Below are 25229 nucleotides of genomic sequence, written 5' to 3' on the forward strand. Positions count from 1 at the left end.
TTAAAGACTAGCTGACTGGGCTGATTGTTCAAAGATATGCCAGTCGTATGGAGTTTCTTGATAGACAGCGTAATTCACCCAGTTGGTAAAGAATTGTGCTGCTGGCAAATTCCAAGAGAGAGATGGTTTGCTTGTAGGGTCATCTTCTTTGAAATAATTTTCCGGTAAATGGGGATTTTTTCCAGCTATACAATCACGTTGGTATTCCTTAGCTAGGGTATCCCTATCATACTCTAAATGTCCAAAACTATAAATTTCTCTTAAATCCTTGCTGGCTAAAATGGATAGGCCAACTTCTGGACCTTGTGATAAAATCGTCAACCCACTCAGATGGGCAATATCTGCTTCTCTTACTTCCGTATAACGGGAGTGTGGTGAACGAAATTCATCGTCAAACCCACGCATAAGAGGGCTAGTTGGATTAGTCACTTCTTGACAATATACGCCTGATAGTTTTCGAGACATACTGTGTTTGGGTACACCATAGCGTGCATACAAACCAGCCTGTGCACCCCAACAAATGTGCAATGTTGAATAAACATGTGTTTTTGACCAATCAAAAACTTGAGTAAGTTCTTGCCAGTAATCAACTTCCTCAAAAGGTAAGTTTTCAACTGGTGCTCCTGTCACGATGAGCCCGTCAAAATAGCTATCCCTGACCTGCTCAAAAGTCTTATAAAACTGCTTCAAATGGTCCGAGTGTGTATTTTTGGACTCGTGACTAGCCATGTAGAGAAATTCAACCTCTAACTGTAAAGGAGTGTTAGCCAAAAGACGGAGCAACTGAGTCTCCGTCACTATCTTCTGTGGCATGAGATTGAGAATAAGGATTTTGATAGGACGAATGTCCTGATGACTAGCTCGGTCACTATCCATCACAAAAATATTCTCTTTTCTCAAAATTTCAACTGCTGGTAATGATTTTTCAATTTTAATTGGCATAAGCAACCTCCCAATTTTCTTATATTTATTATAAGACAGGTTGCTATGCAATTCAATTAGAATAAAAATAGGACCAGTTATAAGTTTTGGCTATAACCTTAGATTAATAGTGCATCAAAACCTTGTAGTCGTAATCACCGATTGCTTCGCGGCCTTTCAAATCATCTAGCTCAATCAAGAAGGCACAGCCAGCAACGATACCGCCAAGCTTTTCAATCATTTCGATCGTAGCTTTTACAGTACCGCCAGTTGCCAACAAGTCATCGACAATCAAGACACGTTGTCCTGGTTTGATTGCGTCTGCATGCATCGTCAATGTATCTACACCATATTCTTTTTCATAGTCAGCTGAGATAACCTCACGTGGTAACTTACCTGGCTTACGAACTGGTGCAAAACCGATTCCCAATTCAAAGGCAACTGGACATCCAACAATGAAACCACGCGCCTCTGGCCCAACAATCATATCGATTTGCTTATCTGTCGCATACTGAACGATTTCACGTACTGCATAGCTATAAGCATTTCCATCTGCCATCAAAGGGCTAATGTCACGGAATTCGATACCTTCTTTTGGATAGTTAGGAATTGTTGCGATGTAATCTTTTAAGTTCATTTGTCTCTCTCTTTTTAAAAATAATTTTTACTCTTCATTATACCATGAAATTGTTTTTTGGTACATTTCAGACCTATATCTTTAGCAAATCGTCTCCTCACATTCGCCACACAAGCTGCCCTGCTATGCCCACCATAGGAAAAGCTTCCTTGCTGATTAAAGTAAGACTGCTCCCAGCCAACCTCATTTCTTCCTTTTTGGTAGCGACGAAAGCGAGTAGGTGATAAATAGACTCCCATCTTTGAGCGTAGCAATTCTTTCCGAAAAACGGGATCCTGCGTGCCAACTGGAGCCATATCAAGTTGTCTATGGCGCTTATTATTAGCTCTGGCATAATTGAAGGAAGCCCCGTTTACCACGCCATTGACCTGAGGTCGTTCTTCTAAAATCAAGGCAAATTGTCCATCTTGATTTAGGATAAATTCACTGTGAAAATGAATCAAAATCTTCATATTGACTGGCAAGGTCTTCTGATTTTTCTTGCCGAACAGTTGTTTACTGTGTAGGCGGGCAGATTCTCGTAAGCGGTAAGACCACCGAGGTAGGCTACGTAAATAGGCTACCAGAGCCTGCCAGTCTGTTTTTCCTTTTCCAAACTGCTGACGTACCCAAAAAGCCTGCTGATAGGAAATAAGGTAGCGCAGTTGATGGACCTGTCTGTTTAACGGCCGTTTGACTTCTAATTCTCGAACTGGAAAAGCCTTATCAACTAGCTTAGCAAAGTACCGCCAAAAGGGATGGTGTGGAGGACAATTCACATCCATCTTCTGCAAAAGTTCAGGTAATATCCCGTGACTTAATTCCTCAGGAAAATCTAACATATTCATACTTTGCTCTAATAAAGCCGTCGCTTTCTCTTGGCTTAAAGAGCGACTGTCAACTTTTATCAACTGATAAAAGCTAGTTGAGGCAAAAATAGTAGCTTCTTTTATGAAATTTTGAACAAATGCTGGGATGTCTTCTTGTTTTAGAGGCAACAGTTGTTTCAGGAAAACCTTTTTGATGGCTCTTTCTGACCATCCTACTCGCCGTAATTCAATCAGTGCGTGCTTTATTTCGGTTATCTGTTCAAGATTTTTCAACAGACTTTTTTGCCTGATAAACCTATAAGTGTAGAGAAGCGTTCCAATCACTCCAACAACAACCAGAGCTTCTACTGTCATCAAACGCGACCACATAGCCATTCATAAATTTCCTGAACGGTGCCAAGCGCCATCAACTCTTGTTGGATAACTGTTTCTTTCAATTCTTGATATATTTGACTTTCTGAAATCTCTCGCTTCTGCGCCTCTTTGTTGACCCGCATGACCCCATCCGTAATCGTGACGAATTCTAATTCTTGGAAAATCTGAATCATTTTGACCAATAGACTGTCCTTAATTTTTAAGTAACCAGCCAAATCTTTCAGTTTGTAGCGGACATCAAACTCATCAAATTGGTAAATAGTCTTATACAATTTAGCGAATTGTTCTCGGCTACCATAACCATCTAGATAGTACGGTTTGGCAATTTCATTTTTAAAATAAATGGCTTCAAATTCTCTTTCCTGAAAATAGCTACGCAGACTACTGAGGTCCTCAGGCAAGTTAGCTAAGACAATTGCTTTGTTATCTGCTACTGGATTTTCAATGTCCAAAATTGGGACTCCTGCAGGAATAGGATGTTGCTTTCCACGAATATTATAAAGTTGAACACCATTGACCCGAGCATCAACCAACATGAGCTGAAGACTGGTATTACCATTCCATTGATTGACAGACAAGGTAACAGCTAGTTCTAAGCCCTTGGCCTGTGAAAATTCCAAGGCTAGATTACCCTTACCAAAAGCAACCACATCAAATCCAGCAACCCCTTTTGTAATCCGTATCTTCAGATGAGCATTATTCTGCCCCATGGTTCTTGCTGATTCTACCTGAAAGTCTCTGATGTAGAATACAGGCTTTTTATTATCCATGCCGTAAGGCGCAAGCTTCTCGAAAGATTTTAGAGTATCTAGGGTTAATTCCTCTAAATCCAATTCTTCATCTAAGACCAGCGAAGACTTGCTGGATAAATCCAATTTATTTTCGATAATGTAGTCTGCCAAGGTTAGAGCAAGCTCTTCGAGTTTGTCAACTTCCAAGGTCATACCTGCTGCACCAGCATGGCCACCAAAGGCGATAAATAGGTCCTGATGATCTTTAAGGGCCTTGAAAATGTCAACCGCTTCAACAGAACGAGCCGAACCCTTTGCCTTACCATCTTCAATAGACAAGACAATAACAGGCTGGTGCAATTCTTCTAGTAGGCGTCCTGCTACAATCCCTAAAACACCTGGGTTCCAACCTTCTTTAGCCAGAACTTGAACAGGTCTATCATGACGGAGCATGGTTTTTGCTTCATCGTAAATTGCTTGGACAACGTCTTTGCGCTCGACATTCTTACTGTCAATCATGAGAGCAATCTCATAGGCCTCTTCGTCATCAAAACCAGTCAGTAATTCGATGGCTGGATTAGGATCGTCGAGTCGACCAAGGGCATTCAATCTCGGAGCAAGTTGGAAACCAACTGTTTCTTCATCAATACTGTCTATGTCAATACCAGCTATCTTTATCAGCTCTTGCAAACCTGCTCGTTCAGTCTGTTTGAGAAGCGAGAGACCATATTTGACCATGACACGATTCTCATCGGTCAAGCTAACCATATCAGCGATGGTGCCAATTGCGACCAAATCCAGCAAGTCTGCATGAACCGTTTCAAGAAGGGCACAGGCCAATTTGAAGGCTACACCGCAACCTGCCAAATGTTTGAAGGGATAATTTCCCTCTGGATGCTCTGGATGTACAATCGCATAGGCATTGGGAAGGGTTTCCTGCATGGAATGGTGGTCTGTCACGACAACATCGACACCCATTTCCTGGGCATAGGCAATCGCTTCATGACCCGCTACGCCATTGTCCACCGTCACAATAAGAGAAATCCCCTGCTGTTCGATAAAATACTTGTAAACTGACTGATTCGGCCCATAGCCGTCTGTGAAACGATTGGGAAGATAAACTTGGACTTCTGCCCCCATTTCCTCCAGAGTTTCTTTCAGAATAGATGCCGAGGTCATGCCGTCTGCGTCATAATCTCCATAAATCAAAATTTGTTCGTAATCTTCGATTGCTCGGCGAATCCGCTCTACCGCCTTGTCCATATCATGTAGTAAATAGGGATCGTGAAGGTCTTCTAAGCTTGGTTGTAAGAAAGTATGCAATTCTTCCGCCGAATGGATGCCACGTTCATACAGCAACTTAGCCGCCACCGGGTCCACTCCTTCTTTTTTAGCAATTTTGATAAATTGTTCATCAGAAAAACCGGTCAATAATTGCCAGTCATAATTGGGTTTTATCACGTTTTTTACTCCTTAATACTCAAAATCACAAGTAACCTGTAACTTTTCCGAGTATAAACTATCTTTCTATTATATCATTTTCCAAGAAAAATGGAGCAAGGTAAGACCGAAACAGAATGTCGATCCCTTGCTCCATGAAGAACTAATAGTGCAATTTATAATAAAGGTGAAATAATTCGCAGTAGGGCTCCTCCCAAACGCTTATACCAAGAGTACGTTTTATGGAAGGTTAGAAGGTTAATTTGCTGTGATTTTTTGAAGGAATGAGTAAAGTCATCCTTAATAGCTGCCAAAACTGCCGAGTGATTGTAAATATAGAGACCGCACTCAAAATTAAGATAAAAAGAGCGAAAATCCATATTCACCGTACCAACAGTAGCTTTCTTATCATCGACCAAAACAACTTTGGAATGGACAAACCCAGGCTGGAATTCAAAGATTTCAATTCCTGCTTCCAAGTAAGTCGGAAAATCAGTACGAGCAGCCAAATAGGCTGATTTTTTATCATAGATATGCGGGAGCAGAATGCGAACCTCGACTCCACGCTTCGCAGCATAAGTCAAATTATCAATCATTTCATCATCCAACACTAAGTAGGGTGTCATGATATAAATATAATCCGTTGCCGACTGAATCATGTCTAGGCAGACTCGTTTGGCTACCTCATCTCCATCAAATGGATTCTCGCCATACGGAAGGAAGAAACCTTCAGCATCAACGGTTTCCGTCTCTAAATCTTTATGCGTTTTGAGGTATTTTAGATCATCTGTCTCTGTCTTTTCATTGTAATTCCACATTTGAAGGAACATCAACGTAAAGTTTGCAACAGCTTCTCCCCTAATCATAATCGCTGCGTCTTTCCAGTAACCAAAACGCACTTTCTTGTTGATGTATTCATCTGCGATATTAATGCCACCAGTAAAGGCAACCTTTCCATCAATAATCGCAATTTTTCTATGGTCACGGTTATTTTGCACCGTAGATAAGGCTGGGATAATTTGAGAAAATACTTTGGCTTTTATCCCATATTTTCGCAAGGTTTTATAGTAATTATAGGGAAGATTGGTCAGTGAATTCATCCCATCATACATAAAACGAACTTCCACCCCTTGCGCTGCCTTTTCCTTCAAAATGTCAAGGATAGAATCCCACATATACCCCATATCGACAATAAAGTACTCCATGAAAATATACTGCTCTGCCTTTTTCAATTCTTCTAGTAGAGCTTCAAATTTTTCCTGACCTGTTGAAAAATAGACGGCATCCGTATTGGTATGAATTGGGTAGCCAACGTACTCACTCATGAAGTGAGCTAATTTCAGTTGCTCCTTATCTTCCTGCTCCAATGCCTTCATGACCTTTTCAGACGTCTTACTATACTCCCGAAGTCTTTGTGCTTGCTTATGAAAATTTTTACGATAACGTTTGGTTTCAATGTTGGACTGCAAAATAAAATAGAATAGAGCACCAAAAATCGGAATACCAATGACAAAAATAATCCAGGTTAACTTAAAACTGGTATTCATCGGTCTATTGATGATTGAAATAGCCACAAAAATCGAAAAAATTTGCAAAACAATCAATAAAGCAGGCATATAGGTAGCTGCCGAACCTACCAACCATAGAATAAGGAAAATGGTTAGAACAATCAAACTAATGACGATAAATGTCCGACTGTATATAATTTTCCAAAGTTTTTCCATACATCTCTCCCTTATTTTTTTACCATTATAACAGATTTTAGTTCATTATCCTACTAAAAATAAATAGTCTTTATGATTCGATATTTCTGAATATTTTAAATATATAAACATATTCAATTTATATTGTAAAGACATATATTTTTTGATAAGATAGGCATGAAATAACCCGTTTTAATTTACTACCCCGTACACATTATCAAAAGGAGGAAGTTCGTATGAAACTTTCATATAAGAAAAGGCTGTTGAATCAAGTCCTGCTTGCCTCAACAGTTCTTTTAGCTGCATCTCTCGCTCAGGGAACGGTCTTCGCAAATACAGAGGAGATGCCAACTACTGCTAGTAAAACAGTGACTCCACTGCCTGAAGAGACTCCTATCATGGAAACTAGCACAAGCGAAGCTACAGATAATCTTGCAGAAGGGAAGGAGATAGAAAAACAAACTGAAGAAATAGCAGATACTTCTCCTACACCTGTTTCCACAGGAGAAGATACAACATCTTCCGAGCCCAATGCCGAGGAAACTACGCTCAGATTAGCTAATAATGATAATCAGGATACTACAGAAGAAAAATCTGCCGTACCGACTATTGATACAATTACACTCGAAACAAAAACTGTCTATCTATCGGAAGCAGTCACTATCACAGAATCCGTCACTCTTCCAGATACGACTGAAAAAATAGAATGGACATTGGATGGAAAGCCTATTTCCGAATGGAAAACCTGGAATTTGAAAGAGGGAGATTTCACAGGCGATACATTTATCACTGTAGAAGAAAGCAGACAGGATAACCAACTTCATTTGAATATCCAGCTCGCAGCTCTCTTTGGAGAAGATTTGAGCAAACGGACACCGAGTAATATTCGCCGTACCTATCGACATTTTATAAAAGATATGCTGTTGGAAGGTACTAGCACCGATGGAAACCTGACCATTTCAAAAACTCTTCATTTCCGTCCTTATGAAGCCTACCGTACACATGAGGAAATGTTGACAGAGATTGAGGAAACTAAAGATAATGCCGCGACCGACCGCCTAGTAAGGATTGAGTCAATTGGTCAATCAGCTGAAGGTAGAGATATTAAAATGGCTATTGTGGCTAAAGATCAAGCAAGTATTGATAAATATCTTACTGAAACAACGCCACTCATGCTGACCCAACCCGACCAGATGCTGAAAGAGTTGCAAGCTGGAACCTTCGACTATAAATTACCTATTCTCATCAACAACACTCATGCTGATGAACAACCCGGCATAGATGTGGTAACTAGCCTATTCAAAGAATTTGCACAAAAAGATACCATTACTTTCCCATCTACAGATGCCGATGGAAATCCTGTTACCCTGCATTTAAAAGTGACAGATTTGTTAGATAAATTTATCTTCTTGTTCAATTTCACAGAAAATCCTGATGGCGATGTTAAAAACTTGCGTTCACTAGTAAATGGTTTGGACCCTAACCGTGATACTGGTTTCCAAGTGAATCCAGAAACACAAGCCATCGTCCGTCAAATCCACAAATGGAATCCAATATCTGTTTTAGATATTCATGGTTTTGTATCTGGATTTCTCATCGAGCCTGCCACTCCGCCACATGACCCAAACTTTGAATATGATTTACTAGCCGATATTATGCTGGAAAAAGCTCACGAAATGGGCCGAGCAGGTATTGCAAATTCTAAATATGAACGCTACACCATCCCTAAAGTCCACTGGGGAAATGGTTGGGACGATTCCTTCTCAGGCTATACAGCGATGTATGCAATGTACCACGGTATTCTTGGACATACGATTGAAATTCCAGAAGGAAATCAAGAATCATTCAAAGCTGGATTCTTTGCTGTTTTGGGCGGTGTTCACAATATGGCAACCAAGCCAGACAGTCTCATGGAAATGCGGCTCAAATACTATTCACGCGGTGTCAATAAGGTAGAAGATCCAAAAGCAGAGTCTGAATTAGTTGGACCAGACGGAGCTGTTGTCGGACGTGTCAAAAAAGACCAGCCAAAATTCTTCCCAGACTACTATGTGATTCCTATGACGCTCGATAAACACAACGATATGCAGGAAGCATTTAAGATGATTGAATATTTCAATCGTAATGGGGTTATTGTCAAGGAATTAACTGAAGATGTTGGAAACTTCCGCAAGGGCGACCTAGTTGTCGATATGGCTCAAGCCAAACGAGGATTCGCTAACCATGTCCTCTACGCTGGTTCTGATGAATCTACTTGGGGAGCCATGTATGCTGAATTGGTGGTCAACTTCCCAGATATGAAAGGCTTTAGCGCCAAGGCTGTATTTGAAGAAAATGCCTTTAGTGGCAAATTAGGTAACATCACATGGACAAAAGCTCCACGTACTACGGAAATTGATTTCAAAGCGCCTTACTATATCGTTGCAAACACATCTGAAAGCGCCGTTCAGGCCATTAATCAAGCCATCAAATCAGGCGCTAAGGTCTACCTTACAGACGATGGCTACATCATGGAAACTAACCAATTTAGCCACTTGCTGGATACCTATGCTCTATACGGCGAACCTCTCTATAAGAAGCCTCTTGGACAAGAATTGAAAGCAATGAAGGTGTATGCTCCTTCTCACTCTTATAGTTGGGCAGGCGACTTTGCCATTCTTGCAAATGCTGCACTTGCGGTAGAACGAATGGGCTTTGAAATTGTCAATAGCGCAGATGAGGCTGATGCTATCATTCTCGAATCTGATCAATTTGATGCCAGTGTATTTGGTAAGAAACCAATTATCATCGTAGGTGGTGTCGCCATGCAAAAACTGGAGGAATTAGGAATCTTAGCAGGTTTCAATGCGGAACAATTTACAGATGGTGGCGACTATGAAGGTCTCATGCGGGCTATTATTGATGATAAAGATCCATTAACAAGTGGTTACGCCATGAATGGACTTTTCTATTCCAACTCCGGTAATTGGATTGAAGGCATTCCTGAAGGATTTAAAACACTTGTTAAAATTGCTGACAAAGATTATTATATCGCAGGGTGGTGGCCTGGTCATGACAAATTAGCCAATAAAATTGTCGCCATCGCTGGAAATTATCAAGACCAACCTGTCTTTATCTATGCAGGTAATCCAACAAACAAGGTCCACCCTGTTCACTTCTTCCGTTGGGTGTCCAACGCCCTATTTGGTAGTCAATTAGCAACCTTAGAAGACTTACCAGCTGTAGAAATTCTTGTACCACAACCTGAAATGCCAAAAAATATTCTGGATCAGGCGCCAAAAACTACTACAGTAGTACATACCACCAAGTCTACCGATGCAAAACAACTACCTCAAACAGGTGAAAAAACAAACTATATCGCTATCGCATTAGGTAGCCTACTTCTAGGCAGTATCTCCTTACGTAGAAAAAAGCGTAGCTAGTATACACGAAAACGCCGAGTTTTATTTCGGCGTTTTTCTATTTCAAATTAAATACTGTACTGGCCAAGTAATCTGATATTCTTGGAAACAAGGTATAGAGCTTGTGAGCAGCTGCTAGTGACCAAGGTAGATTGATGTCCCGTTTCTTCGTCCCCATAGCTGCCACGATTTTCCGAGCCACATAATCTGGTTGCAACAAGAAAGCCTTGACGCTCTCTTGGTAGCTTCCATCCGGGTCTGCTTGATCGAAAAAGCTAGTTGCGATTGGACCTGGATTAACCGTAGTAACTGTCACACCATACTGGGCTAATTCCAAGCGAATAGTATTGGAAAATCCCATGGCCGCAAACTTGGTCGCCGAATAAACTGACGATTTACTTGAAGCAATCAATCCTGACATGGAAACGATATTGATGATCTGACCACTCCGTCTTGCCTTCATTCGTTTACCTACTAAACGGCACATGGTCATCAGAGCAAAAGTATTGATGTCAAACATAGCCTGCACCTGCTGGCTGGAAAAATTCTCAAAATCATCGTAAATGGCATAGCCAGCATTATTGACTAAAATATCAATCTGACCAAACTGACTATCCAGTTCATCGAAAAATGCCGTCAGAGCTATTTCATCTCGGATGTCTACATCAAAGACAGCCTTTTTTTCATGGTAAGCATAGAGCTGCTCAATTTTTTCGACATCACGACCTAGTAAAATCAAAAAATCATCCTTCAGCAATGGCACCATTTCCTGTACCAAGCCACCAGAAGCACCTGTGATTAGAATGGTTCTCATAGCTCAATTTCCTCTAAATCCTTAACAATGTGGACATTTTCGAAGACGGTTCTAGCATCCTTACGCAGCTGACTGACATCCTTGGCCAAAAAGCGAGGACTAATGTGATTGAGAAGCAGCTGTTTGACACCCGCATCCTTAGCAACCTGAGCGGCTTCCATATTGGTCGAATGCCCATGCTTGCGAGCAATCTTCTCATCGCCTTTTCCGTAAGTCGCCTCATGCACCAACACATCAGCATTGACAGCCAGACGGACACTAGCATGACACTTGCGCGTATCACCAAGAATGGTCACCACCTTACCAGGCCGAGGAGGAGAAATATAGTCACTCGCGATAATTTCAGTCCCATCTTCTAGCGTCACGTTTTGACCGTTTTTGATTTTACCGAATAGAGGACCAAATGGTACACCTGCCGCGCGCAGTGCCTCTGCATCCAATGTCCCTTCCAAATCTTTTTGGATGACACGATAGCCGACACAAGGAATGGTATGGTCCAGCTTTTCAGCGAATACCGTGAATTTGTCTGTTTCTAGGACCTGACCAACTGTATCAACATCAAATTCATGAAAATGAATGCGATATGGTAGGCGTGTCCCTGATACTTTCAAACTTGCTAAGACAAAGGAACGAATGCCAACAGGACCATAAATATCAATATCAGTCTGCTCCTCACTTGACTGGAAAGAACGGCTAGATAAAAAACCTGGCAGTCCAAAAATATGGTCTCCATGCAGGTGAGTGATAAAGATTTTTGCGACTTTACGTGGGCGAATAGTCGTTTCCAAAATTTGATTTTGCGTTCCTTCGCCACAGTCAAATAGCCAAACCTGATTGATTTCATCCAAGAGTTTCAAGGCCAAACTGGATACATTTCGAGCCTTGGAGGGCTGACCAGCCCCCGTACCTAAAAATTGAATTTGCATTGTTTACTTTCTAATGTTTTATATATAAAATTGCAGAGCGACCCGACCAGACATAGTAATACTGACCAGAAAAACCTTCCGCTGCTTCCAGCACTTCTTCCTGATTAAAGCCTGAAATCTTGACCAAACCTTCTGCCTTTTCCACCTGGGTCAAGAGATAGTCTGTTTCAACTTCCTTTAATTCGGCGTCCTTAAAGGGATTGGCTTTCATGAAAATCTTGCCCTCCTCCACAAAGACGACATAGTGGGGAAAGACTTGGGCAATTTCAAAGAGCAAGCTATCTGTCACTTCCTCCGCTCCTTCCGAAAAAACCTGAGCCAAACCGTCAGCCGACACATAGGCAAATCCGAAAGACTTACCTGATAAGTTGAGACGGACAAAGGGCTTATCTTCTTCAAAGCTGGGTTCTTTTGAAAAAAGGCTCAGCTGCTGAGATAGAGTGAGATAATAGTCGGTCGCCTCTTCTGCTCCTTGTTTCTGGTAGATTTCCGCAAAATAGGCATTGATAACCGAAGGCGGTGGCGTGATAAAGTCTAGTTTTTGTTGGTCAGTCAAATCAGCTAATTTCTTCGCCAGATAGACCTTGTCCAGGCTGGTAAAGCCACCGTATTTGATTGCCAAATCAAGATAATCCGTCATAAAATTCTTCCAACTTCCATTTATTGCTGGAAGCGATATAGCCTGATACCACTTCCACATCCTCTTCATAGGTCCGATTTTCAATCAGTGCCAGAGTTGCCAAATCATGCAATTTATAAGATTCAGCAAGTGGAACCCTGACCTCAAATCGTTCAAACATGGTCTTAATCTTGGCCAAGACCATCATCTGTATATGGCCTTTGGCATTTTCATCCTTAGCGGACAGCATGACATGAGGAAACTGACTGGGGGTAAAGCTGTCGTCCGTCTTGTCCAACTTGTTGTAGAGAGCTAGACGTGGAATGTCCAGCATATCCAGGTCTTTGAGAATATCCAAGACTACCTGCTCTTGCTCACTGTGATTGGGGTCAGAAGCATCGATGACATGGAGCAAGAGGTCCACGTTCATGGACTCCTCCAAGGTGGACTTGAAGGCAGAAATCAACTCGGTCGGCAGGTCCTGAATAAAACCAACCGTGTCAGTCAGGGTCACATTGAACTTGTCAGCCAAGTTAATCTGCTTGGTCGTGGCATCAAGTGTCGCAAAGAGTTCGTCCGCCTCGTACTGTCGCTTATCCGTCATGGCATTCATGATGGTGGACTTACCAGCATTGGTATAGCCAATCAAGCCAATCTTGAAAACACCTGATTGCAGGCGGCGTTCACGGACAGTCGCTCGGTTCTTCTCCACCGTTTTGAGTTGGCGTTCGATGTCGTGAATCTGGTTGCGAATGCTTCGACGGTTGAGCTCCAACTGGCTTTCACCTGGTCCACGAGAGCCGATACCACCCGCCTGACGGCTGAGCATGATACCTTGTCCAACCAAGCGTGGCAACATGTACTTGAGCTGGGCCAAGTGGACCTGCAGTTTTCCCTCGTGGCTCCGTGCTCGCATGGCAAAAATATCCAAAATCAACTGCATACGGTCGATGACCTTAACCCCCAGAATCTCCTCCAAATTGACATTCTGACGGGGTGTCAGTCGGTTATTGACAATAACGGTATCAATCTCATCAGCTTCGACCATCTGGGCAATTTCTTCTAGTTTCCCTGAGCCGACAAAGGTCTTGCTGTCGTATTTTTCACGTTTTTGAGTGTAGACTCCCTTGACCAGAGCGCCAGCCGTCTTTGCCAGGCTTGCCAACTCCTCCATGGACATGTCAAAGTTGTCTGTTTGCTGTAATTCCACTCCGACCAGGAGGGCACGTTCTTGTTCTTTCTGCGTTTCAATCATTTAAAAATTCCTCCACGGCGGTGAAAATCTGCGACTTGTAATCTGGCTCGCCTACTGAATAGAAAGGAACCTGCATCCGATTTCTGAACCAAGTCAATTGGCGTTTTGCAAAGCGGCGGCTATTTTGCTTGACCTTATCAACTGCTTCTTCTAGCGAAAGCTCACCAGCAAAATAAGGGAAAAACTCCTTGTAGCCAATTCCCATAGCAGCTTGGGCTTGGGGTTGCTCTCTGTAGAGCCAGCTAACTTCATCTAGTAAGCCCGCCGCCATCATCATATCCATTCGCTGATTGATGCGGTCGTAAAGAGCCTGTCTGTCATCCGTCAGGCAGATGTAAAGAGGCTCATATTCTGACTCTGTATTTTCTAAGTTTTTGCCAAACTTTTTCAACTCAAGTCCACGAATGATTCTCCGTCGGCTGTTTCCCTCGACTGTCAAACCTGCCTGCTCTGCCATTGCTTCCAAAACCTCGTCAGACAAGCAGTCGAGTTCCGCCCGATAAGCAAGAACTTGCTCCTGGTCAACCTGCCCGCCCAGATGGTAGCCTTCCAGTAGACTTTGGATATATAGGCCTGTTCCACCCACGATAATAGGCAGCTTGCCACGACTAGTAAGGTCAGCAATCAAAGCCTTGGCTTCTGCTACAAATTCATAAGCCGAATAGCCCTCGGTCACATCTCGGACATCAATCAAGTGATGAACCGCAGCAGCCTGCTCCTCTTTACTAGCCTTGGCCGTACCAATATCCAGTTTGCGATAGACTTGCTGGCTATCACCGCTGATAATTTCTCCATTGTAGCGCCGGGCCAATTCAATGCCTAAAGCGGTTTTTCCTACCGCAGTTGGTCCAATGACCACAATAACTTTAGTTTTCATCTTTTTCCTTGAAAATATTTTGCTTTTTCGCTAAAATCTATTATAACACAAGTAAAGGAGAAATAACTATGGCTAAAGGTTTTGGTAAAGGTTTCTTGACAGGTGTTCTTTCTACAGTTGCTCTTGCAGCAGGCGCAGTCTTCACTGTTCACAAAACAATCATTGAACCAGAAGAAAAGAAAGAAGCCTTCATTGAGGAAAATCGTAAAAAAGCTGCTCGTAAACGTGTAGCACATTAAAAAGCTGGCAAGGGTCCCAGCTTTTTTTGTTTGACAAAAAATCCCTTAGAAGCTCTGCCATTTTCACAGAAAAATGTCAACCTTCTTAAGGGATTATACTTTATAAGATAATATCTTCTCTTTCAATGAGAACAATAGTCCACATCATGGCAAGTGTGACGATAGCCAAAGCAAGAATCAATGGCATCCAGTTTCCGAAGATTGGATAGCTATAACCGAGAAGGCCTGGTCCAAATGCTGCAATGAGATAGCCACCTGTCTGCACCATTCCTGATAGCTGAGCAGTAGCCTGGCTGTTGCTTGTTTTCAAAGTAAAGCTCAACATCATATAAGGGAAGAGCGCTGCATTTGAAAAACTTAAAATAATGTGAAGTGCTGACCAAAGAATGAGATTGGTCGGAATCAATGCCATCATGACCAAGCCAAGCAAGGTAACAGATGAAATAGCCAGCATGATATTTCGACGCATTTCTTTTGTCTGACGGGAAAGAACAGCTGGGATAATCATAGACATGGGAATAGCTGTCATATTAAAGAAACCAGCCATTAGACCTGCTTCTGCCTTACTAAAGCCAACTGATTGAGAAATGGTTGGCAACCAGGTAATCTCTGTATAGTAGAGGACTGATTGTAGCCCACCAAATATCAAAAAGGCAATCGCTGCTTTATTTTTCCAGATAGATGATTTCTGTTTTCCTTGGTTCTCACTTGCAAATCGATGGTTATTTTTTACATTAGGCAACCAGATTAGGAAAGCCATAAACACCAATCCTGTAATTAACAGAATAAAAAATTCCCAAGAACTAGAGGATACAATTGGAACAGCAATCATGGATGCAACTGTTGCCGCCACCCCCATGAGAGTGATATAAATCGTCGTATACAGACCAATTTTCTTTGGAAAATTAGCCGCAACCAAACTTGGTAGCAAAACATTAATAAACGCTATTGTAGCACCAACAAGCATAGTACCAATGTAAAGGGCTGGTAAGTTGAGAACTCGCATCCCTGAACCAAGCACCATGACCAGTAAGACCAGGGCCATTAGTTTTTCCATGCCAAACTTAGCCGCAAGACGCGGTGCTAAGGATGAACAAAGAGCAAACATAATGAGCGGAATAGAGGTTAAAATTCCTAATGAACTCACTTCTACTCCCAGTCCTGCTGCCACATCTGTCAAAATAGCAGGTAAAGCTGTAAAGGGGGCACGCATCACGACCCCTAGCATGACGATTCCTGCAATTATAAATGGTGATTGTTTTTTCATTTTTCTCCTAAGTCTCCTAACGTTCGGATTTCAGCACTTTCGATTATACCATAGTTGACAAATGATAGAAAGTTATTTCCGTCTTTTTTTCTAGTTATAGTTTTTAACTATGGATTTGCCATGAAAATAACTATTTTTCAAATGATAGCTTATGAGTTAGAATAGGTTCATACTAAAACGAAAGAAAGAAAGAGAGATACATATATGACAACTTCAAGATTCCAATTAGTCGGTTCACTTCTTCGACCAGCAAACTTAGGAGAATTTAAACGTAAAATTGAGCATCGTGACAATATCCAATACCCATTCTACGACGCCTTTGATGGCTATCAAGAAACTGAAGCTGCAACTATCGAGGCGATTGTCGCTGAGCAAAAAGCAAATGGTATTGATATTGTAACAGACGGTGAGTTTTCAAAATCAATGTGGCATCTTGACTTTGTCTGGGGCTTCGATGGTATCGAGCGTTACATTGCTGAGCATGGTTATCCTTTTAAAGACCATGATGGACAAATTTTTGAAACACGTAAGGATATTGGATTACGTATCACAGGTCCTCTTTCAGCAAAAAATCACCATTTCATTGACATTTATAAAAAAGTTAAAGAACTAGCTGGTGAAACTGATACAAAGTTAACTGTATGGGGACCTGCCCATGCCTTTACCGAGCTTGTTCTCTTCAATGGTCAAGTCGGTCCAGACCAAGTTTATAAAACACGTGAGGATTTGAAAGAAGGTTTATTGGCTGCCTATAGAGAATTTTTAGACCAGTACAAGGAAGCTGGTGGACAAATCGTTCAATTCGATGACTGCCTTTGGGAATTATTCGACCCTGCTAACCCTGTACCTTTCTTGCCACAAGACGATTCTGAAGCATTGGCTGCTTTGGCTGACGAGTTTGTTGCTATCAATAATGCTGTTATTGATTACGGACATGAAATTGGCTTGACCGTCTGGACGCACAACTGCCGTGGTAACTATGAAAGCCGCTCTGCAGCTGGCGGAACTTACGAAGCTATTGCTGAAAAATTCCTGCGTGACCAAAAATACGATCGATTCTTCCTTGAGTGGGATGATGAACGTGCAGGTGATTTAAAAGCTTTGGAAAGCTTGCGTGATAAGAATGTCGAAGTCGTTCTTGGTCTACTTTCAAGTAAAACTTCTGATTTGGATGATGAAGAGCGTGTTTACAAATTACTCGAGGAAGCAAGCAAGATTATTCCAAAAGAGCGTCTCTACTTGTCACATCAATGTGGATTCGCTTCATGTGATTCAGGTAATGAATTGGCCATCCCGCAACAGTGGGCAAAAATTAAACAAGGCCAAGAAATTGCAGAGAAGTTTTGGTCTTAAGCCACTTCTTGTTATTCGTGCATAAAAGTCCTGTCATCAATCAGTGTCTCTAAGTTAACTCTGATCAGTTAATCTATGATATCTAATCCCAAGTATTTTTCCGATGTAATACTTGGGATTTTATGTTCGGACAACACAAAAGGAGGCTTTTTATATAGTCTACAGATTTATCACAATTGGCCACGAGGTTTTCATACTTATCGGTGCCGAACATGCGAAAAGAAAGGGAGTAAAACTCGGTTTCATGCTGCTTTTCCCATCTCGAATCCGAATCAGATAGAACCAGCCTTTTTATTGGTAACGATCTATAAAATTATAGGTTTCATAACCTCTATCCGCTACAATGAGGGCTGGTTCGAAAATGACGTTGAGATTTAATCCCTAATCCAACTAACTGGAAGTACTAGCAATATTTGCATAGATTTATCCGATACCTTAGACAAAGCAACGTTGTGACAATGCTTTAAGGGAGTCGGGCAATAGGCTTGGTATAACTTATGACAAATAGTTGATATTTGCTGTACGATGTGATTTTACGATATGCTGTAAGTCACTCATTTGGACTAAGCTCCTGTTTGTTTCGTCACTTACAGTATCGTCCATTTGGACTTTTTATTGTATATTAAATGTAACTAGCATCACAATTCTTTTATATATCAGCCAATGAAACAGCTACTCTTCACCATTGTATTTCCGACTAGGCTGCCCAATCGTTTCAAAACTTGCTCGGCTATCAGCTGCCAGAGCCTCCTCTTCATAGGCATTGATAATCTGGGCAACAACTGGATGACGAACCACATCCTTGGCTGAAAAATGCACGAAATCAATCTGCGGTATTTTGCTCAGCTTCTCCGTCGCATCAATCAAACCTGACTTAACCTTGCGCGGCAGGTCAATCTGGCTAATATCCCCATTGACAATCATCTTGGAATTAAAGCCCAGACGGGTTAGGAACATCTTCATCTGCATAATGGTGGTGTTCTGTGCCTCATCCAAGATGACAAAAGCATCTTCCAAGGTCCGACCACGCATATAGGCCAGCGGTGCAATCTCGATGATTTCCCGCTCCATTAGGCGCGTGGTCTGCTCCTTGCCCAAAATCTGGTAGAGGGCATCATAGACAGGGCGCAAATAGGGATCTACTTTTTCTTTCAAATCCCCTGGCAAAAAGCCTAAACTTTCGCCTGCCTCGACCGCAGGACGTGTCAGGACAATGCGCTTGACCTGTCCCCGCTTGAGGGCTGTGACAGCTAGAGTAACCGCCAAGAAGGTCTTACCTGTACCAGCAGGTCCAATTCCAAACACGATGTCATGATGCTTTACGCTATCCACATAGAGTTTTTGACCAAGAGTCTTTACGCGAATGGGTTTGCCGTAGTTATCCTTGATAATCTCTTCTTCATAGAGGGCAACGAATTTCTCAATCTCATCATTTTTTGCCATGGAAATAGCTGTCACCACATCTGGTGTATTGATAACCAAACCACGACTAACCAAGACAAGGAGAGACTGGATAACAAGACGTGCCTGTTCTACATGTTCTTCCTGTCCAATCACCTGCACTTTTTCCGTACGGGCATGAATAACCACACCTAGTTCCTGTTCCATCAATCTCAGATGGCGTTCATTCGAACCAAATAGACTAAACGAATCATCTGGATGCTTGAGTTGAATATCAATTGAATGTTCTAGCAAGAGTTGCTCCTTTTCCTGTGCTTTTCTCTATTATAACAAAAATAGCCCAAACAAGGCTATTTTGTACTATTTTATCCATCAATGTCCCAAATAATCTTCCCAAATCGCATCAAAATCAGACATGGAAAAGGCAAAGCTGGCCGATTCCTCCAAAAAACGACTGACTTCATCGAAATTATCTGATTGCTTAGGAAAATCAGATTCATCAAAGGCATAATCTGCCAAGATAGCTACTGGTTCATTACTTTTCGGGTTGCGCTGGGTCATCAACCAAGAATAAAAACTTCTTCTCACTACATCTACTTTCTATGATTTTTTTCGTAGAGCTCTATATAGCGCTCCATAGACATCTTACTAACCAATTCCCCTATCAATTCATAAGGAATATTCTTGGGATTTTTCATACGAACACAGGACTTGCCCATATCCAGTTTGGTAGGCACCTGTGCTTGATAAGCAGCAACGAACCAATCATTCAATTCTTGGTCCATATAGATTCCCATGTGGTAGAGGGCGATGTGTGCCTTTTGTGATGCCAAGGCAAGGAAAGGCAGGGGCTCTCCCGGTGCGCAATGATAACCATCAGGGTAGGCAGTAAGCGGCACATAATAGTTAATCATACCTCCCAAGATGCCTACTTCAAAACCAGCTGGTAACTGTTCCACAATCACTTGATGGAGCCGTTCAACCGCTTCCTTCCGATTCTCAGGCAAGGCAACCATATATTCTTCAATCGTTTCCACTTCAATCAGCATGACTTTCTCCTATCTCAACCCCAGCATACTTTCCTTGGCGTGAACCATGTCTGTTATCATCTGACAGTATGGCGTAGGGATGCCTGCTCGCTTACCTTTGAATACAACTGCTCCATTCAGATAATCAATTTCTGTCTTTCGACCATGTTGGACCAAATCTTGATGCATAGATGGATAGTGATTGGAAGCCTTCTTCGAAGCATCAATAACATATTTCCAAATAGCTTCTTCGTCAATTCCATCTGCCTCAGACTTAGCAACAGCAATAAATTCTTTGAAAATCCCCTGTACTAGATTCAGTCCAGCCTCCGTACCAAATAATTCACCAATTGTACAGTCTAAAATGGTACAAGTTGGATTCATCACACCATTGACACAGGCTTTCTGCCAAATAGCACTGACAACATGATTGTCATAGGTCACATTTAGTCCAGCTTCATTCAGCATTTCAATAATATCCGCAACTGATTGCTCATTACCAAGAATATGCTGAACGGACATAGAACCCGGACCTTCTAAGTGAGCATGTCCAGGACCCTTTAGTCCCGCCAACCACATGGTCACCCCAACCATGATACTTTCATCTGGCACGTACCGACGCATGGTCGTCGCATGCCCCAAACCATTCAAGAGACTCAAAACCTTGGTAGTTGGACCGATTATCGGCTTAATATCCCGCAACATCTTTGGCAACTGATCAGCCTTTGTCAATAGAATGATAAAATCTGCTTCTCTCGTTGCTTCGGTCGGTTTCATGATAGGTAAGTGTACAGTTTCCTCTACATCTCCAGTCACTTTCAAGCCGTTTTCTCGAATCGCTTCGATATGCTCTTCCCAATTATCCAACAAAATCACTTCATGATTTGTCTTAGACAATTGATAACCAAAACAACACCCCATTGCCCCGCTACCAGCAATATACACTAGCATAGACGCCCCCTACACCAACTCTGTTCCCAAAGAATCCTGTTTAATTTTTCCAGCCTTCATCAGACCTCCAAGAGCTTTTTTGAATTGCCCTTTGGAAATACCAAAGGTGGCCTTGATGTCTTCCGGAGCAGACTTATCGTTCAAGGTCATGAAGCCTCCATTGCTTTCCAGATAAGTCAATATCATCTGGGCATCATTTTCCAGCATCTCAAATGAACGTGGCTTGAGAGACAAGTTCAAGGTCCGATCAACTGCACGGTAGCCGATGACACGCGCCTCTAAAACCTGACCCAAACGTGGTTCCGCAAAGCGTTCGCTCGGATGGATAAAACCAAGCATGTTGTTGTCTGGCAAATAAACAAAAGTACCATTCATTTTCAAACGATAGACAATCGCTCGCAGATTTTGGTTCTGCATATTGTCATAAGCAGGTCCAGCCATTTTCTGAAAATCTTCCTGAAAAGCTGGCAGAGCCCAAATGCAGTCCTTCTTATCGACGTCTAATTTGACGTACAACTGATCCTCTTTTTTCGGCCAGAGCTCCTTGATTTCAGGCAAAATGTCCAAGGAAACAACCACTTGCTTGTCTGGCAGACCTGTATCCACAAAGACACCCAAATCCTTACGTACCTCTGTGACAGTTCCCCAACCAAAGCTGGTACGACTCGCTCCAACTTCCTTAGTTGTCAAACGGAGTTTTTGTTTCATATCGGTATAGGCAAATCCTTTAACAGATTGACCTAGACTATGTTCGCCTTCATCCTTAGAAAGAGCAAAGGTTCTCCCCTCTTTTTGGACAAAGTAAAACTGATCGTTTTCGTCAGTCACTAAACCAACGATATGCTGTGCTAATAAATCATTCATGATTTTCTTCTTTCTGATTAAAAAGTAGGGGAAGTCTTGTCTAACTCCCCCCATTAGATTTCTTATTGGTTCACCACTGGAAGTTAGACAGCCCAGTGATGATCTATTTTTGTAGCCTAAAAACTTGTTGATTAAACTTCCAACAATTCTTTTTCTTTGTCGGCAGTCATTTTATCAATTGTTTTGATAGCATCATCTGTTACTTTTTGAATATCTTTTTCAAGTGACTTCAATTCGTCTTCAGTGATTTCTTTTGCTTTTTCAGCTTTTTTAGCTTCATCCATGGCATCACGACGGATATTACGGATGGCAACTTTTGAATTTTCGCCAACTTTTTTCACATCCTTCGCCAAGTTCTTACGCGTTTCCTCTGTAAGGGCAGGGATAACCAAACGGATAACAGTACCGTCAGATTGTGGCGTCAAGCCAAGATCTGAAGCGTTCAAAGCACGCTCAATATCCTTCAAGATTGACTTATCAAACGGAGTAATCAATAGAACACGCGCTTCTGGCACTGTAATACCAGCCAACTGGTTCAATGGTGTTGGAGAACCGTAGTACTCAACGGAAATACGGTCCAACAAACTAGCATTGGCACGGCCAGCACGAATGTGGCTAAATTCACGTGCCAAACTCTGATGAGATTGATTCATGCGCTCTTGCGCTTTAGCAATAATTTCTTTAGACATAAGACTTCCTTCTTTGTATTTTTTTACAGTCTTTTAGTTTACTTTTAGTACTAGCAACGAGCCACAGGCATAACTGAAGTTAGGCAAGGCGAGTTCAAATGAGGCTGGGCAAAAAGCCCAGGACCACTGCTCAGAGTTCGTGTCAACATCTCAGCGCAGTGGTTGATTGGCAGATTTGTTCGTGTTTTGTACTCCAAATCTGGCCTAATCAACTGTGCGGGGGTGGGAAGACGAACTCTTTTTATCTTGGTCGAGTTCTTTCCCACTCCCGTTTGAAGTTGGAAATAAGGAAACAATATTTCCTCGATCGTCGAAGTACATAAAAGAAAAATTAAATGACGATATGATTTATTTTTCTTCTGAAGAATTTGAAACGGTAGTACCGATTGGCTCACCGAAGACAACACGTTTAATATTTCCTGGTTCGTTCATATTGAACACGACCAAATCAATATCATTGTCCATTGAGAGAGTTGATGCCGTCGCATCCATGATTTTCAAACCACGACTAATCACTTCACGGTGGGTTAATTCATTGAATTTAACTGCATTAGCATCTTTCTTCGGATCAGCATTGTAGACGCCATCCACACCATTTTTAGCCATCAAAATCGCATCCGCTTCAATTTCTGCAGCACGAAGAGCCGCTGTCGTATCCGTTGAGAAGTACGGAGAACCAATACCAGCTCCAAAAATAACAATGCGACCTTTTTCAAGATGACGAAGGGCACGACCACGAATATAAGGCTCTGCAACTGACTGCATCGCAATCGCTGTCTGCACACGTGTATCCACACCAAGCTGTTTAAGGGAATCAGCCATTACAAGAGCATTCATAACAGTCCCCAACATGCCTGTATAGTCTGCTTGAACTCGATCCATACCCGCTTCAGCAGCAGGTTCTCCACGCCAAAGGTTACCACCACCAATAACAAGGGCAATCTGAATACCTGATTCTGCGACTTCCTGAATTTCCTTTGCCATTTCCTGAACAGTTTTAAGGTCAATACCGACACCACGTTCACCAGCCAAGGCCTCACCAGATAGTTTGATTAGAATACGTTCGTATTTAGGTTTCATCATCTCTCTCCTCTTTTTTATCCCTACTATTCTACCACAAAAACCGTTTTTTTTATACTGAAATCTCCAAGAAAAAAGGAAAATCCTCAACGAACTTTCCTTCTCACATTCTAAAACGCCTCTTTTTCCCAGCTTTTCAATAGTAGAAATTAGAGATTTTTAAAACAAACTAGCCTAGGCGCAATTTCCTCCGTAAACTCTGAGCCCGACTTCCAATTAAACGATCTAGCTGACGAGTCTTCAATGTCAAGATGACAAAAACAAGCATACCTGCTCCACCTGCAACAGCCAAGTGGATAAAGCTAGATACATAGCCATTTGCTGGAAGGATAAGATTCAGGACAAATTCAATCCCCCATACAACGAGTCCCATTACGATAGAAATCCAACTAATGGTCGCAATATCTTTTATCACTAGTCTTTCATCAATATGCAGAACCTTGTCAATTCGTCTATAGAAGAGGTACAGCATAATTCCCAACCCAAATATCGTCGAGATAAAGCTACCATATACCTTAAAGACATAGATCATTGGTACTTGTAAAACGATTTTCACTAGCATCCCAATCAAGAAATAATAAATCGCTCTTCTATTTTCAAATATTGCTTGAATGACTACACTAATGACAGAATATAGTCCCAGAGGTAAAATTAAAAATAAGTTCCAAATGAATAGAGTAATGGCGATAGGCTCTGACGGTCCGTAAAAAATCGTATAGAGTGGCCCAGCTAACAGGACTGTTCCAACAATTGCCGGTATAGTGAATATAAAGAGTAATTGTAGATTATCCGCCACTAAATGAGACGCCGCCTTCAAATCTTTCTTGACAAATTTCTCTGTAATCAATGGAATAGCAACACTTCCCAAACTCAGTGAAATCCCGATAATCATCATCGTAATCTTACTTGGATTGGCAGCCATATACGAATAAAGTTCCAAAAGTTCCGAATTACTGTAATTCGTAATTCTTTCCATAACACGAATAAATGTGACTTGGTCAATAAACTGCAATAATTGAATCGTTAGACCTAAAATGATAATTGGAATCGCATCTCGAACAGTTTCCTTAATAAGTTGACCTGTATCCAAAGAAATCTTTTGTTTCTTAGCATGAAGCAACTTACCAAGGTAACCTTGCTTCCATAAAGTATAAACTAAAATCCCAACACTAGCAATCATCCCGACAAAAGCTGCAAAGGTAGATTGGACAACTGCTTCAAGATAGTCTCCGCTACCCAACTTCATAATCATAAATGTTGCTGCCAGTATCCAGATAACCCGTACCAGCTGCTCTGCAAGCTGGCTGATCGCATAGGGCTTCATATCGTGCCGACCTTGGAAAAAACCACGCAAGATACTCATGGCTGGGAAGATAAAGAGAGGCGGGACTAGACTATACATGACTGGAAGTAACTTTTCCTTCGACCCCGATGCGTCTGCCAACCACGGAGCACTTAGATACATGACTCCTGCGAAGACAGCTCCAAAGACCAACATGAGCTTGAAGAATTCTCTGACCAAGTAGAGCGACACCTCTTCTTTACCCAAGACATTGTATTTAGCTACTTGTTTGGCAATAGCTGTCGGAAGACCAGCTGTTGAAATCAATAAGAAGTTGGCATAGATTTGATACCCCATACTAAAGAGGGCATTGGCTTCAGCTCGATATTCCCCTAACCAAATATACCAGGGAATAACATAGGCAACACCAAGCAGGCGACTAAGAATATTTCCAGCAGTCAACCAAGCCAAGCCTCTGGCCATTGTCGCCTGTTCTTTGGACTGCTGCATTTCAACTTTTTCGGACATTTTTCTATTACTTTCTATGTAAATATAAGACAGGAAAAA

At 41.9% G+C, this 25229-nt stretch carries 22 protein-coding genes and 1 pseudogene; 3 read left to right on the top strand and 20 right to left on the bottom strand.

The window, feature by feature from the left end; genetic code table 11:
• The 5 genes from metA to cls all read right to left on the bottom strand — a co-directional run bounded on the left by metA (window position 1) and on the right by cls (window position 6637).
• Window positions 1–942 carry a homoserine O-succinyltransferase gene (gene metA / locus ODU45_RS02030; RefSeq protein ID WP_014637718.1) on the bottom strand — a complete coding sequence of 314 codons (942 nt, stop codon included), beginning with the start codon at window positions 940–942 and terminating at the stop codon, window positions 1–3.
• A gap of 103 nt (window positions 943–1045) precedes the next feature.
• Entirely contained in the window at window positions 1046–1558 is a 513-nt protein-coding gene (locus ODU45_RS02035) for an adenine phosphoribosyltransferase (protein ID WP_002937136.1), read from the bottom strand.
• Window positions 1559–1572: 14 nt separating this feature from the next.
• Window positions 1573–2742 (bottom strand): DUF3114 domain-containing protein, encoded by a 1170-nt coding sequence (locus tag ODU45_RS02040; RefSeq protein WP_398580664.1) that lies wholly within the window; start codon window positions 2740–2742, stop codon window positions 1573–1575.
• Window positions 2721–4934 carry a single-stranded-DNA-specific exonuclease RecJ gene (gene recJ, locus ODU45_RS02045; RefSeq protein WP_136646842.1) on the bottom strand — a complete coding sequence of 738 codons (2214 nt, stop codon included), beginning with the start codon at window positions 4932–4934 and terminating at the stop codon, window positions 2721–2723. The genes ODU45_RS02040 and recJ overlap by 22 nt, the downstream gene beginning before the upstream one ends.
• Window positions 4935–5089: 155 nt before the next feature.
• Window positions 5090–6637, bottom strand: coding sequence for a cardiolipin synthase (gene cls, locus ODU45_RS02050; protein WP_398580665.1), 1548 nt, complete (start codon window positions 6635–6637; stop codon window positions 5090–5092).
• Window positions 6638–6852: 215 nt separating this feature from the next.
• Between cls and ODU45_RS02055 the strand changes: the two genes are divergently transcribed.
• Window positions 6853–10038 carry a M14 family zinc carboxypeptidase gene (locus ODU45_RS02055; RefSeq protein WP_398580666.1) on the top strand — a complete coding sequence of 1062 codons (3186 nt, stop codon included), beginning with the start codon at window positions 6853–6855 and terminating at the stop codon, window positions 10036–10038.
• Window positions 10039–10075: 37 nt separating this feature from the next.
• Here the strand turns inward: ODU45_RS02055 and ODU45_RS02060 are convergent, their stop codons facing one another.
• Genes ODU45_RS02060 through miaA form a run of 5 tightly spaced genes read right to left on the bottom strand, consistent with a single transcriptional unit; the run spans window position 10076 to window position 14508 of the window.
• Window positions 10076–10831 carry an SDR family NAD(P)-dependent oxidoreductase gene (locus ODU45_RS02060; protein ID WP_398580667.1) on the bottom strand — a complete coding sequence of 252 codons (756 nt, stop codon included), beginning with the start codon at window positions 10829–10831 and terminating at the stop codon, window positions 10076–10078.
• On the bottom strand, window positions 10828–11757 hold the full coding sequence (gene rnz, locus ODU45_RS02065) for a ribonuclease Z (RefSeq protein ID WP_398580668.1): 930 nt from the start codon (window positions 11755–11757) through the stop codon (window positions 10828–10830). The genes ODU45_RS02060 and rnz overlap by 4 nt, the downstream gene beginning before the upstream one ends.
• A gap of 10 nt (window positions 11758–11767) precedes the next feature.
• Window positions 11768–12397, bottom strand: coding sequence for a cystathionine beta-lyase (locus tag ODU45_RS02070; RefSeq protein WP_398580669.1), 630 nt, complete (start codon window positions 12395–12397; stop codon window positions 11768–11770).
• Window positions 12381–13631, bottom strand: coding sequence for a GTPase HflX (hflX, locus tag ODU45_RS02075; RefSeq protein WP_015646651.1), 1251 nt, complete (start codon window positions 13629–13631; stop codon window positions 12381–12383). The genes ODU45_RS02070 and hflX overlap by 17 nt, the downstream gene beginning before the upstream one ends.
• Window positions 13624–14508: a tRNA (adenosine(37)-N6)-dimethylallyltransferase MiaA gene (miaA, locus tag ODU45_RS02080; protein ID WP_105153544.1), complete on the bottom strand. Its 885-nt coding sequence runs from the start codon at window positions 14506–14508 to the stop codon at window positions 13624–13626. The genes hflX and miaA overlap by 8 nt, the downstream gene beginning before the upstream one ends.
• A gap of 68 nt (window positions 14509–14576) precedes the next feature.
• Here miaA and ODU45_RS02085 point away from each other — a divergent pair, with 68 nt between their 5' ends.
• Window positions 14577–14747 carry a DUF3042 family protein gene (locus tag ODU45_RS02085; RefSeq protein ID WP_012775205.1) on the top strand — a complete coding sequence of 57 codons (171 nt, stop codon included), beginning with the start codon at window positions 14577–14579 and terminating at the stop codon, window positions 14745–14747.
• A gap of 100 nt (window positions 14748–14847) precedes the next feature.
• On the opposite strand, the gene ODU45_RS02090 is transcribed toward ODU45_RS02085, so the two are convergent.
• Complete coding sequence (locus ODU45_RS02090; protein ID WP_105139086.1) at window positions 14848–16014, bottom strand: MFS transporter; 1167 nt, start codon at window positions 16012–16014, stop codon at window positions 14848–14850.
• 204 nt (window positions 16015–16218) lie between these two features.
• On the opposite strand from ODU45_RS02090, the gene ODU45_RS02095 reads away from it, so the two are divergent.
• Window positions 16219–17367, top strand: coding sequence for a cobalamin-independent methionine synthase II family protein (locus tag ODU45_RS02095; protein ID WP_044763959.1), 1149 nt, complete (start codon window positions 16219–16221; stop codon window positions 17365–17367).
• 358 nt (window positions 17368–17725) lie between these two features.
• Here the strand turns inward: ODU45_RS02095 and ODU45_RS02100 are convergent.
• The 9 genes and pseudogenes from ODU45_RS02100 to ODU45_RS02140 all read right to left on the bottom strand — a co-directional run.
• A pseudogene (locus ODU45_RS02100) lies at window positions 17726–17925 on the bottom strand (IS982 family transposase); the annotation flags it as partial.
• A 114-nt stretch (window positions 17926–18039) separates the two neighbouring features.
• The gene (locus ODU45_RS02105) at window positions 18040–19062 is read right to left on the bottom strand and encodes a PhoH family protein (RefSeq protein WP_398580670.1); all 1023 of its coding nucleotides are present in this window, start codon (window positions 19060–19062) and stop codon (window positions 18040–18042) included.
• A gap of 78 nt (window positions 19063–19140) precedes the next feature.
• On the bottom strand, window positions 19141–19356 hold the full coding sequence (locus ODU45_RS02110) for a YozE family protein (RefSeq protein WP_009910192.1): 216 nt from the start codon (window positions 19354–19356) through the stop codon (window positions 19141–19143).
• Between the two features lie 5 nt (window positions 19357–19361).
• Window positions 19362–19817, bottom strand: coding sequence for a DUF1801 domain-containing protein (locus ODU45_RS02115; RefSeq protein ID WP_398580671.1), 456 nt, complete (start codon window positions 19815–19817; stop codon window positions 19362–19364).
• A gap of 9 nt (window positions 19818–19826) precedes the next feature.
• Entirely contained in the window at window positions 19827–20747 is a 921-nt protein-coding gene (locus ODU45_RS02120; RefSeq protein WP_398580672.1) for a 2-dehydropantoate 2-reductase, read from the bottom strand.
• A gap of 9 nt (window positions 20748–20756) precedes the next feature.
• Window positions 20757–21611: an RNA-binding virulence regulatory protein CvfB gene (cvfB, locus tag ODU45_RS02125; protein ID WP_398580673.1), complete on the bottom strand. Its 855-nt coding sequence runs from the start codon at window positions 21609–21611 to the stop codon at window positions 20757–20759.
• Between the two features lie 131 nt (window positions 21612–21742).
• Entirely contained in the window at window positions 21743–22300 is a 558-nt protein-coding gene (gene frr, locus ODU45_RS02130; protein ID WP_024384951.1) for a ribosome recycling factor, read from the bottom strand.
• Between the two features lie 348 nt (window positions 22301–22648).
• Window positions 22649–23383: a UMP kinase gene (pyrH, locus tag ODU45_RS02135; protein WP_015445263.1), complete on the bottom strand. Its 735-nt coding sequence runs from the start codon at window positions 23381–23383 to the stop codon at window positions 22649–22651.
• A 166-nt stretch (window positions 23384–23549) separates the two neighbouring features.
• Window positions 23550–25190: a polysaccharide biosynthesis protein gene (locus tag ODU45_RS02140; RefSeq protein ID WP_044683815.1), complete on the bottom strand. Its 1641-nt coding sequence runs from the start codon at window positions 25188–25190 to the stop codon at window positions 23550–23552.
• Between the last annotated feature and the right edge of the window lie 39 nt (window positions 25191–25229).

Origin of the sequence: Streptococcus sp. 2022WUSS135 (genome assembly GCF_044427045.1) — a bacterium.
GTDB lineage: Bacteria > Bacillota > Bacilli > Lactobacillales > Streptococcaceae > Streptococcus > Streptococcus hashimotonensis.

Excerpts from the sequence above, each read along its gene's own strand:
- metA (WP_014637718.1), bottom strand. The coding sequence starts at position 942 with ATGCCAATTAAAATTGAAAAATCATTACCAGCAGTTGAAATTTTGAGA.
- ODU45_RS02035 (WP_002937136.1), bottom strand. The coding sequence starts at position 1,558 with ATGAACTTAAAAGATTACATCGCAACAATTCCTAACTATCCAAAAGAA.
- ODU45_RS02040 (WP_398580664.1), bottom strand. The coding sequence starts at position 2,742 with ATGGCTATGTGGTCGCGTTTGATGACAGTAGAAGCTCTGGTTGTTGTT.
- cls (WP_398580665.1), bottom strand. The coding sequence starts at position 6,637 with ATGGAAAAACTTTGGAAAATTATATACAGTCGGACATTTATCGTCATT.
- ODU45_RS02055 (WP_398580666.1), top strand. The coding sequence starts at position 6,853 with ATGAAACTTTCATATAAGAAAAGGCTGTTGAATCAAGTCCTGCTTGCC.
- ODU45_RS02060 (WP_398580667.1), bottom strand. The coding sequence starts at position 10,831 with ATGAGAACCATTCTAATCACAGGTGCTTCTGGTGGCTTGGTACAGGAA.
- rnz (WP_398580668.1), bottom strand. The coding sequence starts at position 11,757 with ATGCAAATTCAATTTTTAGGTACGGGGGCTGGTCAGCCCTCCAAGGCT.
- ODU45_RS02070 (WP_398580669.1), bottom strand. The coding sequence starts at position 12,397 with ATGACGGATTATCTTGATTTGGCAATCAAATACGGTGGCTTTACCAGC.
- hflX (WP_015646651.1), bottom strand. The coding sequence starts at position 13,631 with ATGATTGAAACGCAGAAAGAACAAGAACGTGCCCTCCTGGTCGGAGTG.
- miaA (WP_105153544.1), bottom strand. The coding sequence starts at position 14,508 with ATGAAAACTAAAGTTATTGTGGTCATTGGACCAACTGCGGTAGGAAAA.
- ODU45_RS02085 (WP_012775205.1), top strand. The coding sequence starts at position 14,577 with ATGGCTAAAGGTTTTGGTAAAGGTTTCTTGACAGGTGTTCTTTCTACA.
- ODU45_RS02090 (WP_105139086.1), bottom strand. The coding sequence starts at position 16,014 with ATGAAAAAACAATCACCATTTATAATTGCAGGAATCGTCATGCTAGGG.
- ODU45_RS02095 (WP_044763959.1), top strand. The coding sequence starts at position 16,219 with ATGACAACTTCAAGATTCCAATTAGTCGGTTCACTTCTTCGACCAGCA.
- ODU45_RS02115 (WP_398580671.1), bottom strand. The coding sequence starts at position 19,817 with ATGCTGATTGAAGTGGAAACGATTGAAGAATATATGGTTGCCTTGCCT.
- ODU45_RS02120 (WP_398580672.1), bottom strand. The coding sequence starts at position 20,747 with ATGCTAGTGTATATTGCTGGTAGCGGGGCAATGGGGTGTTGTTTTGGT.
- cvfB (WP_398580673.1), bottom strand. The coding sequence starts at position 21,611 with ATGAATGATTTATTAGCACAGCATATCGTTGGTTTAGTGACTGACGAA.
- frr (WP_024384951.1), bottom strand. The coding sequence starts at position 22,300 with ATGTCTAAAGAAATTATTGCTAAAGCGCAAGAGCGCATGAATCAATCT.
- pyrH (WP_015445263.1), bottom strand. The coding sequence starts at position 23,383 with ATGATGAAACCTAAATACGAACGTATTCTAATCAAACTATCTGGTGAG.
- ODU45_RS02140 (WP_044683815.1), bottom strand. The coding sequence starts at position 25,190 with ATGTCCGAAAAAGTTGAAATGCAGCAGTCCAAAGAACAGGCGACAATG.